The following is an 11,951-nucleotide window of genomic DNA, read 5'->3' on the forward strand; positions in this document are numbered from 1 at the left end:
TAGATCCGGGACTCGCTCTGGTAGTTGGGCTGCCAGCCCATGGTCCAGGGGAAGTCCTTGGGGTCGTTCCATTTGGTGGCGCCGGTGGCGACGAACAGCTGCGGCACCTTCTTCGAGTTCAGGTACTTCTGGATCGCCGAATTGGGCGGCGTGCCGAGCGGATTGAAAACGAACAGCACCTCGTCGCTCTCGACCAGCTTGCGGGCCTGCTCGACGGTTTTCGGCGGGCTGTAGGCGTCGTCATAGCTGACGAAGTTGATCTTGCGGCCGTTGATGCCGCCCTCGGCATTGATCTTCTTGAAGTAGGCTTCCTCGGTCTTGCCGATCACGCCATAGGCGGAAGCGGGTCCGCTGTAGGGCATGATGTTGCCGATCTTGATCTCGGTATCGGTGGCGCCGGTGTCGTATTTCTTCTGCGCGAGCGCGCCGCTGCTGGTTACGGCAAGCATCGCAACGGCAGCCGAAAAGGCTCCCAATCGCAGCTGGTTGAAAGGCATCTAGATCTCCCTGATCTCGGTGTGAGTTGTATCGTTTTTTGTAGTGGGCGCTCGTTTCGGCGCCTGCCCGTATTCAATACCTTTCACGGCTTGCCATCAAGAAAAAGCCCCCTGCGACGGGTGTCGCAGGGGGCTTTTATTTGAGCGAGAGGGTCCGGTGCGTATTCCGCAATGTGGAATACGTTCGTTAACCTTTCCTGAGTTTGCCGAGCATGTGTTGCGCAACCATGGCGACCTGCCGTGCACCGTGCGGTACCAGGAAGATCACGAGGAACAGCAGCACGCCGAACACCGCGCCGGAGAGACCTTTTGAAATCCCCTCGGCGATATTAGGCACGAAGATGATGAAGGCGGAACCGACGATCGATCCCGGCAGCCAGCCGACGCCGCCGACCACCATGCCGAGAAACAGCGAGATCGCCAGCGTGATGGTGTAGCCGTCGGGCGCCACGAACTGCACCGCGATGGCCCCGAGGCCGCCGGCAACGCCGGTGATGCCGGCGCTGACGCCGAATGCCAGCGTCTTGTACAGCGCCACGTCGACGCCCATGGCGGACGCCGCGATCTCATTGTCGCGGATCGCCATGAAGGCGCGGCCGGAGCGCGACTTCAGCAGGTTGACCGAGGCGATGTAGATCCCGATCGCGACCGTGAGCGTGAAATAATACAGCCACCTGTCCTGCGAAATCGGCAGGCCGAACGGTGCGTCGGGCTTGGTCACCACGAGGCCCTGCACGCCGCCGGTCCAGTGCTCGAACACGCCGAGCTTCAGCAATTGCGGCATCGCCACCGCCAGCGCGAAGGTCGCCAGCGCCAGATAGATGCCGCTCAGGCGCAGCGCCGGCTGACCGAACAGGAACCCGAAGCCGAAGCAGATGATGCCGGCAACGGGCAATGTCAGCGCGTAGTTGACGCCAAAATGCTCCATCAGGATGGCGGACGTGTAGGCGCCGACCGCGTAGAAGGCGCTCTGGCCCAGCGAGAACTGCCCGCTGCCACCGGTCAGAATGTTCAGCGCCAGCACCGCCAGCGCATAGATCAGCAGCATCGTGAGCTGGAACACGATGAAGTTCTTCACGAACATCGGCCCGATGATCAGCAATGCCAGCATCACCAGTGACGCGCCGAGCCCGAGCGTCATGGCCTTCTTGGGAACGGCCTCGACCGCCGGTGCGTCGCTTGCGACTTCGTCAACTGCGCTCATGATCAAACTCGCTTCACGATGGGACGACCAAACAGGCCAGCCGGTTTGAGGACCAATACGGTGATGATAAGCGCCAGCGCGATCGGCAATTTCAATTCATTGCCGACGCCGGGAATGTAGGTCCCGGCCAGATTCTCGAACACGCCGACCAGGAAGCCGCCGACAACGGCGCCGAGCGGACTGGTCAGACCGCCGAGCACGGCGGCGGCGAACCCGTAGATCAGCACGCCGCCCATCATGTTCGGTTCCAGAAACACCACCGGTGCGATCAGGATGCCGGCGATCGCGCCGATCGCCGACGCCATGCCCCAGCCCAGCGCGATCATCCACGAAGTGTTGATGCCGACCAGCCGTGCCGATTCCGGCAGCGATGCGGCCGCGCGCATCGCAAGGCCGATCCGCGTGAACTGGAAGAACAGATAGAGCAGGATCAGCAATCCCACCGTGACGCCGATCATGCCGGCCTGATGGGTCGAGATCAGCTGACTGCCGAGGAACGGCGAGGATCCGAACGGCGTCGGGAACTGCTTGATGGTGAAGTCCCAGGTCAGTCCGGCGACGCTGTTGACGATGGCGAACAGGGCAATGAACCCGGCGACATTGGTCAACACCGGCGCCTTGGCGAGCGGCTTGAACAGGGCGCGCTCGATGGCGATGCCGCCGGCGAACGAAAACACCAGCGTGAGCAGGAAGGCCCACCAGTAGGGCACGCCCCACTGCATTAGTTGCCAGGCGATGAAGGTCGAGAACATCGCCATTTCGCCCTGGGCGAAATTCAGATGATCGATCGCCTGGTAGATCATGACCACGGCGAGCGCCATACAGGCATAGATCGCGCCGGTGGCGACGCCAGCCAGGACTTGGTTGATGAAAAGTTCCACGGCTGCGTTCCTCAATAACCGAGATAAGATTTACGAACGTCTTCATTGTTCGCGATTTCGGCAGCGCTTCCCGACATCACGATGCGTCCGGTTTCGATGACGTAGGCCTTGTCGGCGAGCTCCAGCGCCAGCTGCGCGTTCTGCTCCACCACCAGGATGGTGACCTTGTCCTCGCGGTTGATCTTGCCGAGGATCTTGAACAGGTCGCGCACGATCAGGGGCGCCAGGCCGAACGAGGGCTCGTCGAGCAGCATCAGCCGCGGACGCAGCATCAGCGCGCGGGCGACCGCCAGCATCTGCTGTTCGCCGCCGGAAAGCGTGCCGGCCTGCTGGGTATGGCGTTCCTTCAGGACCGGAAAGTGATCGTACATCCGCTCGATGTCGGAGACGACGCCGGCCTTGTCCTTGCGCGTGATGGCGCCGAGCTGCAGGTTTTCCTCCACCGTCATGGTGGTGAAGGTGCCGCGGCCCTGCGGCACGTGGGCGATGCCGAGCCGGACGATGTTCTCGGTCGAACGGCCGTTCAGGGAGGCGCCGTCGAACTCGATCGAGCCGGTCGAACGCACCATGTTGCAGATCGCGCGCAATGTCGTGGTCTTGCCGGCGCCGTTGGCGCCGAGCAGGGTGGTCAGGCTGCCTTCGTTGAGACCGAATTCGAGGCCGTGAAGCGCCTGGACCTGGCCGTAATAAGCCCGCAGATCCTTGATATTGAGCATCGCGGTCATTGGTCCTTGCTCCCCAGATAGGCTTTGATGACATCCGGGTCGGACTGCACCTGGGCCGGCGTGCCCTCGGCGAGCTTGCGGCCGAAATTCAGCGCGACCACGTGGTCGGCGATCGACATCACGAGGCCCATGTGATGCTCGACCAGCAGAATGGTCATGTGACGGTCGTCGCGGATCCGGCGGATCAGGTCGCCGAGCACGTGCACTTCCTCATGGTTGAGGCCGCCGGCGGGCTCGTCGAGCAGCAGGATCTTCGGCTCGGCCGCCAGCGCGCGCGCCAGCTCGACGCGCTTCTGGGTGCCGAACGGCAGGCCGGACACCACGGTGTGGGCGACGTCGTCGAGGTCGAGATAGCTGATGATCTCGTGGACCTTCTTGTTGAGCTCGGCCTCGCCGCGGCGGACCCAGCCCAGTCTCAGCGAGTCCGAGATGATGTCGCTGTTGGTGCGGGCGTGGGTGCCGACCCTGACATTGTCGAGCACCGTCAGGTTGGGGAACAGCGCGACGTTCTGGAAGGTGCGGCCGATGCCGATCTCGGCGATCTTGTGCGGCGGGCGCGTCAGGATGCTCTGGCCCTCCATCAGGATGTCGCCCGTGCTCGGCTGATAGAGCCTGGAGAGGCAGTTGAAGAGCGTCGTCTTGCCGGCGCCGTTCGGTCCGATCAGGCCGAGGATTGCGCCCTTGTGCATGTCGAACGACACGCCATTCAACGCAACGATGCCGCCGAACACGACGCTGACGTCGCGAACCGCAAGCAGGGGGCTTTGTCCCTGCGCGAGCTGTGCCTGCATCATCGGATGCAGCCCAAAATATTCTTCGGGCTGCAATGACCTCTTCGCCGGTCACCTCGATGAAGGCTACCTGATCCCCTCGACCACACGTGCAACTCTCCCTCCTGCTTTCAACTTCTTGTTTTCATTTTTTGATTGCGGCGCCGCTCCGCCGAGCGCCGCTTCGATGTTCCTTACCATCGCCACGAGGCGAGGTCCAATGTCGTTGCGCAGACGATCTTCCGTGAAACGGAATGCGGGCGCGCCGCAATTGAATGCGTAAGGACCGGTTCCGTCATTGAGCTTCAGCCCCACGCCGACGGCATGGATGTCGTCATGCCACTCGCCGGCCGAGATCGCGAAACCATATTTCTCCACCGTCTCGCCGGCGCGTTCGATACCATCGCGCATCCGCGGCCAGCGGCTGCCGTAGTGCTCGCGCAGCTCCCGCAACAGAGTGGCGCGCTCATCGGCCGGCAACGCCCAGATATAGGCGCGTCCCATTGCGGTGGTTGCAATCGGGACTCGCGAACCGACGTCCAGTTGAACGCCTATTGTTTGACCACGACTCTGGCCGAAGTAGATCATGCTGGTGCGGTCGCGACCGCCGATGGCAACCGCGCCGCCGGTCTCGCGCATCAGTTCCTCGCGGAAGGGTTCGGACAAATGCCGAACGCCGAGATTTGCAAGGGCGGCATACCCCAGCGCCATGGCTGAAGGCGCCAGCTGATACTTCTCGAACCGCGGAACAGGTGTAAGGTAGCCCAGCTTGGTCAAGGTATAGGTCAGCCGCGAAACGGTCGGCTTTGGCAAGTTGGTACGGGCCGCGATCTCCTGATTGCCAAGAAGCCCGTCGTTGGGATGGAATGCGCGCAACACATCAAGGCCGCGGGAAAGCGCGACGACGAAGCTGCGATCGGTCGCCACTTTCTTGCCTGGACGCTTCATTACCTGCCGCTGGATGGACCTCGTTGACAAGGGACGTGCTTCAAAATAACCCTCCATGTCAAGGTGTGGAATTGAATTTCGCAGTGCGAAATAAACGAAAAATAGCTACTCAACGCAAGTCGCCGGGGTGTCGTAGCCACTCAACACAAGTTAAGAACTGGCAAGTTAAGAACTAATCCAAAAAAACTGATCCAAGAACTGATCCAAGAACTGATCCAAGAATTGATCCAAGAACAGAATGCCCAGGGAGAGTCTCGTGAACGAAGTGGTCAAGCTCGAGCGTCGTGACGTCATCGCCATCGTCACCGTCAACAGTCCTCCGGTCAATGCTTTGAGCGCCGCCGTGCGCGGCGGTATTTTCGACTGCATCAAGAGCGCCATCGCCGATCCCGAAGTGCAGGCGATCGTGCTGACCTGCGCCGGCCGCACCTTCATCGCCGGCGCCGACATCACCGAATTCGGCAAGCCGCCGAAGCCGCCCGGCCTGGCTGAAGTGCTGCTCGCGATGGAGAACTCGCCGAAACCGATCATCGCCGCGATTCACGGCACCGCGCTGGGCGGCGGCCTCGAGGTTGCGCTCGCCTGCCATTTCCGCGTCGCCACCAGGGATGCGCGGCTCGGTCTGCCCGAAGTGAAGCTCGGCCTGCTGCCCGGTGCCGGCGGTACCCAGCGGCTGCCGCGCGCGGTCGGTCCGGAGCTCGCGGTCAAGATGATCGTCGGCGGTGACCCGATCAGCGCCAGTGACGCGCTGAAGCACGGCCTGATCGAGGAAATCGTCGAAGGTCCGGCATCGGGCGGCGAGAGTTTTGCCCGCAAGGTGCTGGCGGAGAAGCGCCCGCTGCGCAAGCTGCGCGACGACGATTCCAAGCTCGCCGCCGCCAGGGCCGACCGCTCGATCTTCACCAATGCGGTCGCCGCCTTGACCAAGAAGGCGCGCGGGCTGGAAGCGCCGTTCGCCGCCGCCGACGCCGTCGGCGCCGCCATCGACCTGCCGTTCGACGAAGGCCTGAAGAAGGAGCGCGAAGGTTTTCTCAAGCTGGTCGCCTCCGATCAGTCGAAGGCGCAGCGTTATGCCTTCTTCAGTGAGCGCGAAGCCGCCAAGATCGCCGGCGTGCCCGAGGGCACCAAGCCGCGCAATGTCGAGCGCGTCGCCATCATCGGCGCCGGCACCATGGGCGGCGGCATCGCGATGTCGTTCGCCAATGCCGGTATTCCGGTGACGCTGATCGAAACGGGCGAAGAGCAGCTCAAGCGCGGCATGGGCGTGATGCAGAAGAACTACGAGGCGACCGCGGCGCGCGGCGGTATTCCCGCTGATGCCCCCGCCAAGCGCATGGGCCTGATCACGGGCAAGGTGGGGCTCGAGAACGTTAGGGATGCTGACCTGATCATCGAGGCCGTGTTCGAGACCATGGCGATCAAGAAGGAGGTTTTCACTGCGCTGGACAAATACGCCAAGCCTGGCGCGGTGCTGGCTTCCAATACCTCCTACCTCAACATCGACGAGATCGCGAAGGTTACAAAACGTCCGCAGGACGTGCTCGGCATGCACTTCTTCTCGCCGGCCAATGTGATGAAGCTGTGCGAGATCGTGCGCGCCGACAAGACCGCGCCCGATGCGCTGACGACTGCGGTGGCGGTCGCCCGCAAGATCGCAAAGGTGCCGGCGGTGGTCGGGGTCTGCGACGGTTTTGTCGGCAACCGGATGCTGGCGCAGCGCGGCAAGCAGTCCGAAAAGCTGCTGTTCGAAGGCGCCTTGCCGCAGCAGGTCGATGCCGTGGTGACAAAGTTCGGCATGCCGATGGGACCGTTCGCGATGAGCGATCTGGCCGGTCTCGATATCGGCTGGCGCTCGCGCCAGGACCGCGGCATCAAGTCGGAAATCGCCGACGCCTTGTGCGAGGCCGGCCGCTTCGGCCAGAAGACCGGCAAGGGCTATTACAAGTATGAAGCCGGTTCGCGCTCGGCGCTGCCCGATCCCGAAGTGGAAAAGCTGATCGACGAGACCTTGCAGCGGCTCGGCCGCAAGAAGCGCGTGGTCTCTGACGACGAGATCCTGGAGCGCATGATGTATCCGATGATCAACGAGGGCGCGCGAATCCTCGAAGAGAAGGTCGCGGCGCGTCCGAGCGATATCGACGTGATCTGGCTCTATGGCTATGGCTGGCCGATCTATCGCGGCGGCCCGATGTTCTATGCCGACCAGGTCGGCCTCAAGCACATCGCCGACCGGCTGTCCTATTACGCCAGGGAAACCAACGATCCCTCGCTGGAGCCGTCGCCGCTGCTGAAGCGCCTCGCCGCCGAAGGCAAGACCTTTGCGTCGCTGACGCAGTCCGCGAAGGCGGCTTGAGCCGATGAAGCGAATCTGCCTCAACCCGTCGTCCCTGCGAACGCAGGGACCCATACCGCGTGATTTCACGTTTCGGTATGGAGGGAGAGGCCGTCTTTCAACCTCGATGCCCGGGATTATGGGTCCCTGCGTTCGCAGGGACGACGTCGCATGACCCACCCCGGCGAGCAATTCTATCCGGAAGGCGTTCACTGGGACGATCCGATCGCGCGCGGCACGCTGCCCGATTTGCTGTCGGTGGCGGCGGCCGAATACGGCGCGCGGCCGGCGATCGAGTATCGGGATCGTGCGATCAGCTATGCCGAGCTGGAAGCGATGGTCGAGGTCGCCGCCGCCTCGTTCCTGCGCGCCGGCTGCGGCGCCGATCATTCGGTGGCGCTGTTCCTCGGCAATTCGCCGGATCATCCGATAAACTTCTTCGGCGCGCTGAAGGCCGGTGCCCGCATCGTGCATCTGTCCCCGCTCGACGGCGCCATTGCGCTGTCGCACAAGCTGAGCGATAGCGGCGCGCGCGTGCTGGTCACCAGCGATCTGGCGACGCTGCTGCCGACGGCGCTGAAATTTCTCGAAAAGGGCCTGGTCGACCGGCTGATCGTCTGCCAGGACGACGACTGGGGCGCGGTCGGCAATCCTCACACGCCGATCCCGGACAATCCCGCGATCATCACCTTCAGGACTTTCACCGACGGCGCCAGCAAGCCTTCGGCATGGCCGCAGCTTGACGCCGACGATGTCGCGCTGCTGCAATATACCGGCGGCACCACCGGCCTGCCGAAGGGCGCGATGCTGAGCCACGGCAATCTGACCTCGGCGGTGTCGGTCTACGACGTCTGGGGCAAGCCGTCGCGCGCCGAGCGCAATAACCCGATCGAGCGCGTGATCTGCGTGCTGCCGCTGTTTCACATCTTCGCGCTGACCGTGGTGCTGCTCAGCAGCCTGCGGCGCGGCCATCTGATTTCGCTGCACCAGCGTTTTGACGTCGAAGCCGTGATGCGCGACATCGAGGTCAAGCGCGCCACCTATTTTCCCGGCGTGCCCACCATGTGGATCGCCATCGCGAGCCTGCCCGACCTCGACAAGCGCGACCTGTCGTCGCTGGTCAGCGTCGGATCGGGCGGTGCGCCGCTCCCGGTCGAGGTCGCCAGGATCCTCGAGCGCAGGGTCGGCATGAAGCTGAAGAGCGGCTGGGGCATGACCGAGACCTGCTCGCCCGGCACCGCGCATCCCAAGGAGGGACCGGAAAAGCCGGGCTCGATCGGGCTGATGCTGCCGGGGATCGAGATGGACGTGGTCGCGCTGGACGACCCCAAAAAGATTCTGCCGGTCGGCGTAACAGGCGAAATCCGCATCCGCGGGCCGAACGTGACCAAGGGCTACTGGAACCGGCCGAAGGAGACCGCCGAGGCGTTCGTCGGCGACCGCTTCCTCACCGGCGACATCGGCTACATGGATGCCGACGGCTATTTCTATCTGGTCGACCGCAAGAAGGACATGATCATCTCCGGCGGCTTCAACGTCTATCCGCAGATGATCGAGCAGGCGATGTATGAGCATCCCGCCGTGCACGAGGTGATCGTGATCGGCATTCCCGACGATTATCGCGGCGAGGCAGCCAAGGCTTTTGTCAAATTGCGCGATGGCGCTGTGCCGTTCAGCCTCGACGAGTTGAAGACGTTTCTCGCCGGCAAGCTCGGCAAGCACGAAATTCCAGCCGCACTCGAATTCGTCGAGGAGTTGCCGCGCACCTCGGTCGGCAAACTCTCGCGCCACGAATTGCGCAACCGGCAGCCGGCGCAACCGAAACAACCGCAACTGGCAACGGGGGGCGGTTCATGACAACTCCCTCGTCGTCCCTGCGAACGCAGGGACCCATACCGCGAGGTCTCGCGTTTGGGCGCGGTGTGAGACGCCTTTTACGACCCGCTAATACTGGGGGTTATGGGTCCCCGCGCCCCGTGCGCAATTGCGCACTAGGCGGGGACGACGTTAGAGAGATCGAATAATTCACACAGGAGGATCCGATGGATCTCAGCTTCAGCAAGGAAGAAGTGGCGTTTCGTGACGAGGTGCGGGAGTTCTTCAAGAACAACGTGCCGCCGGAGACGCGCAAGAAACTGGTCGAGGGCCGTCATCTCTCCAAGGACGAGATGGTCGCCTGGTGGCGGATTCTGAACAAGAAGGGCTGGGGCGTCTCGCACTGGCCGAAGGAATATGGCGGCACCGGCTGGACGTCCGTGCAGCACTATATCTTCAACGAAGAGCTGCAGATGCATCCCGCGCCGGCCCCGCTCGCCTTCGGCGTCAGCATGGTCGGCCCGGTGATCTACACCTTCGGCAACGAGAAGCAGAAGCAGCAGTATCTGCCGCGCATCGCCAATGTCGACGACTGGTGGTGCCAGGGCTTTTCGGAGCCGGGCTCCGGATCGGATCTCGCCTCGCTGAAGACAAAGGCCGAGCGCAAGGGCGACAAGTACATCATCAACGGCCAGAAGACCTGGACCACGCTGGCGCAGCACGCCGACATGATCTTCTGCCTGTGCCGCACCGACCCCGGCGCCAAGAAGCAGATGGGCATATCCTTCATCGTGTTCAGCATGAAGTCGAAGGGCGTCACGGTGCGCCCGATCGAGACCATCGACGGCGGCCACGAGGTCAACGAAGTCTTCTTCGACGACGTCGAGGTGCCCGTGGAGAACCTGATCGGCGAGGAGAACAAGGGCTGGGACTACGCCAAGTTCCTGCTCGGCAACGAGCGCACCGGCATCGCCCGGGTCGGCGTTTCCAAGGAACGGCTGCGCCGCATCCGCGACCTCGCCTCCAAGGTCGAGGCCGGCGGCAAGCCTGTTATCGAGGACCAGAAGTTCCGCGAGAAGCTGGCCGAGGTCGAGATCGAGCTGAAGGCGCTGGAGCTGACCCAGCTGCGCGTCGTCGCCGACGAGAACAAGCACGGCAAGGGCAAGCCCAATCCTGCTTCTTCCGTCCTGAAGATCAAGGGCTCGGAAATCCAGCAGACCACCACCGAGCTCCTGATGGAAGTGATCGGCCCGTTCGCCGCGCCCTATGACGAGCATGGCGACGAAGGCAGCAACGAATCGATGGACTGGACCGCACAGATCGCGCCGAGCTATTTCAACAACCGCAAGGTTTCGATCTACGGCGGCTCCAACGAGATCCAGCGCAACATCATCACCAAGGCCGTGCTGGGGTTGTAAGCCCCCGCAGCAAGACACACAAAAACTCGTCGTCCCCCGCGAAGGCGGGGGACCCAGTACGCCGCGGCGGCAGTGGTTACGACAACCGCCTGCGCTTACCGGATCCCCGCCCCCCGTGCGCAATTGCGCACTAGGCGGGGATGACAATAGAGGGATAGGCAACAGCGTTGCCTCGTATCGGTTTCCAGGGAAAGTAAAGAACATGGATTTTGATTTGTCGGAGGAGCAGCGGCTTCTCAAGGATAGCGTCGACGGGCTGTTGAACGATTCCTACGATTTCGACTCGCGCAAGAAGTACCGCGCCGAGAAGGGCGGCTGGAGCAAGGCGGTCTGGGGCAAGCTCGCCGAGCAGGGCCTGCTCGGCCTGCCGTTCTCGGAAGACGACGGCGGCTTCGGCGCCGGCGCGGTCGAGACCATGATCGTGATGGAGGCGCTGGGCAAGGCGCTGCTGCTGGAGCCGTATCTGGCGACCGTGGTGATATCGGGCGGCTTTTTGCGACGCGGCGGCTCGGCCGAACAGAAGGCCGCGCACATTCCCGGCATCATCGACGGCAGCAAGACCTTTGCCTTCGCGCAGCTCGAGAAGAACTCGCGCTATGATCTGCAGGATGTCGCCACCACCGCCAAGAAAAAGGGCGACGGCTGGGTGATCGACGGCGAGAAATTCGTCGTGCTCAACGGCGAGAATGCCGACAGCTTCATCGTCACCGCGCGGACCAGGGGCGGCCAGCGCGACGCCGCCGGGATCGGCGTGTTCCTGGTGCCGGCTAACGCCAAGGGCATCGCCAAAAAGGGCTATCCGACGCAGGACGGCCTGCATGCCGCCGACGTCACGTTCACGGGTGTCGAGGTCGGCGCGAGTGCTGCGATCGGCGACCCCGAGAACGGCCTCGCGCTGATCGAGCGCGTGGTCGACGACGCCCGCATCGCGCTGTGCGCGGAGGCGGTGGGCGCGATGGATGAATCGCTCAAGACCACCGTCGAGTATCTGAAGACCCGCACCCAGTTCGGCGTGCCGATCGGCAGTTTCCAGACCCTGCAGCACCGCGCCGCCGACATGTTCGTCGCCGTCGAGCAGGCCCGCAGCATGTCGCTGTTCGCCACCATGGCGTCCGATTTCGACGACGCCAAGGAGCGCGCCACCGCGGTGGCGGCGGCGAAAGTGCAGATCGGCAAGTCGGCAAAGTTCGTCGGCCAGCAGGCGATCCAGCTCCATGGCGGCATCGGCATGACGCAGGAGGCGAAGATCGGCCACTACTTCAAGCGCCTGACCATGATCGAGAACACCTTTGGCGATACCGACTATCACCTCCGCCGCGTCACCGAGGGCGGCGGGCTGGTGTAGCTCGTCTCGTTGCGGG

At 63.2% G+C, this 11,951-nt stretch carries 10 protein-coding genes; 4 read left to right on the plus strand and 6 right to left on the minus strand.

Going from position 1 to position 11,951, the window contains the following annotated elements:
* From Q7U29_RS09840 to Q7U29_RS09865, 6 genes are all read right to left on the minus strand, one after another.
* Positions 1 to 497, minus strand: a 497-nt coding sequence (locus tag Q7U29_RS09840; protein ID WP_304740850.1) for an ABC transporter substrate-binding protein, incomplete at its 3' end; no start/stop codon positions are given.
* A gap of 187 nt (positions 498 to 684) precedes the next feature.
* The gene (locus tag Q7U29_RS09845; protein WP_304740852.1) at positions 685 to 1,701 is read right to left on the minus strand and encodes a branched-chain amino acid ABC transporter permease; all 1,017 of its coding nucleotides are present in this window, start codon (positions 1,699 to 1,701) and stop codon (positions 685 to 687) included.
* 2 nt (positions 1,702 to 1,703) lie between these two features.
* Positions 1,704 to 2,582, minus strand: coding sequence for a branched-chain amino acid ABC transporter permease (locus Q7U29_RS09850; RefSeq protein WP_304740854.1), 879 nt, complete (start codon positions 2,580 to 2,582; stop codon positions 1,704 to 1,706).
* Positions 2,583 to 2,593: 11 nt separating this feature from the next.
* Entirely contained in the window at positions 2,594 to 3,307 is a 714-nt protein-coding gene (locus tag Q7U29_RS09855; RefSeq protein ID WP_304740856.1) for an ABC transporter ATP-binding protein, read from the minus strand.
* Positions 3,304 to 4,101, minus strand: a complete 798-nt coding sequence (locus tag Q7U29_RS09860; protein ID WP_304740946.1) for an ABC transporter ATP-binding protein — start codon at positions 4,099 to 4,101, stop codon at positions 3,304 to 3,306. The genes Q7U29_RS09855 and Q7U29_RS09860 overlap by 4 nt, the downstream gene beginning before the upstream one ends.
* Positions 4,102 to 4,164: 63 nt before the next feature.
* A complete protein-coding gene (locus Q7U29_RS09865) occupies positions 4,165 to 5,025 on the minus strand; it encodes an IclR family transcriptional regulator (RefSeq protein WP_304740858.1) in 861 nt (286 codons plus the stop codon).
* A 256-nt stretch (positions 5,026 to 5,281) separates the two neighbouring features.
* Between Q7U29_RS09865 and Q7U29_RS09870 the strand changes: the two genes are divergently transcribed.
* The 4 genes from Q7U29_RS09870 (at position 5,282) to pimD (ending at position 11,935) form a co-directional block, all read left to right on the plus strand.
* Positions 5,282 to 7,378, plus strand: a complete 2,097-nt coding sequence (locus tag Q7U29_RS09870; protein ID WP_304740860.1) for a 3-hydroxyacyl-CoA dehydrogenase NAD-binding domain-containing protein — start codon at positions 5,282 to 5,284, stop codon at positions 7,376 to 7,378.
* A gap of 150 nt (positions 7,379 to 7,528) precedes the next feature.
* A complete protein-coding gene (pimA, locus tag Q7U29_RS09875; protein ID WP_304740862.1) occupies positions 7,529 to 9,214 on the plus strand; it encodes a dicarboxylate--CoA ligase PimA in 1,686 nt (561 codons plus the stop codon).
* A 185-nt stretch (positions 9,215 to 9,399) separates the two neighbouring features.
* On the plus strand, positions 9,400 to 10,590 hold the full coding sequence (pimC, locus tag Q7U29_RS09880; protein ID WP_304740864.1) for a pimeloyl-CoA dehydrogenase large subunit: 1,191 nt from the start codon (positions 9,400 to 9,402) through the stop codon (positions 10,588 to 10,590).
* 202 nt (positions 10,591 to 10,792) lie between these two features.
* Positions 10,793 to 11,935, plus strand: a complete 1,143-nt coding sequence (gene pimD, locus Q7U29_RS09885; protein WP_304740866.1) for a pimeloyl-CoA dehydrogenase small subunit — start codon at positions 10,793 to 10,795, stop codon at positions 11,933 to 11,935.
* Positions 11,936 to 11,951 lie beyond the last annotated feature (16 nt).

Origin of the sequence: Bradyrhizobium sp. (assembly GCF_030654605.1) — a bacterium.
Taxonomy (GTDB): Bacteria; Pseudomonadota; Alphaproteobacteria; order Rhizobiales; family Xanthobacteraceae; genus Bradyrhizobium.

What these genes read in the sequence shown, in the direction of transcription:
- pimA (WP_304740862.1), top strand. Translation starts at nt 7,529, where the DNA reads ATGACCCACCCCGGCGAGCAATTCTATCCGGAAGGCGTTCACTGGGAC.
- pimC (WP_304740864.1), top strand. Translation starts at nt 9,400, where the DNA reads ATGGATCTCAGCTTCAGCAAGGAAGAAGTGGCGTTTCGTGACGAGGTG.
- Q7U29_RS09865 (WP_304740858.1), bottom strand. Translation starts at nt 5,025, where the DNA reads ATGAAGCGTCCAGGCAAGAAAGTGGCGACCGATCGCAGCTTCGTCGTC.
- pimD (WP_304740866.1), top strand. Translation starts at nt 10,793, where the DNA reads ATGGATTTTGATTTGTCGGAGGAGCAGCGGCTTCTCAAGGATAGCGTC.
- Q7U29_RS09845 (WP_304740852.1), bottom strand. Translation starts at nt 1,701, where the DNA reads ATGAGCGCAGTTGACGAAGTCGCAAGCGACGCACCGGCGGTCGAGGCC.
- Q7U29_RS09855 (WP_304740856.1), bottom strand. Translation starts at nt 3,307, where the DNA reads ATGACCGCGATGCTCAATATCAAGGATCTGCGGGCTTATTACGGCCAG.
- Q7U29_RS09860 (WP_304740946.1), bottom strand. Translation starts at nt 4,101, where the DNA reads ATGATGCAGGCACAGCTCGCGCAGGGACAAAGCCCCCTGCTTGCGGTT.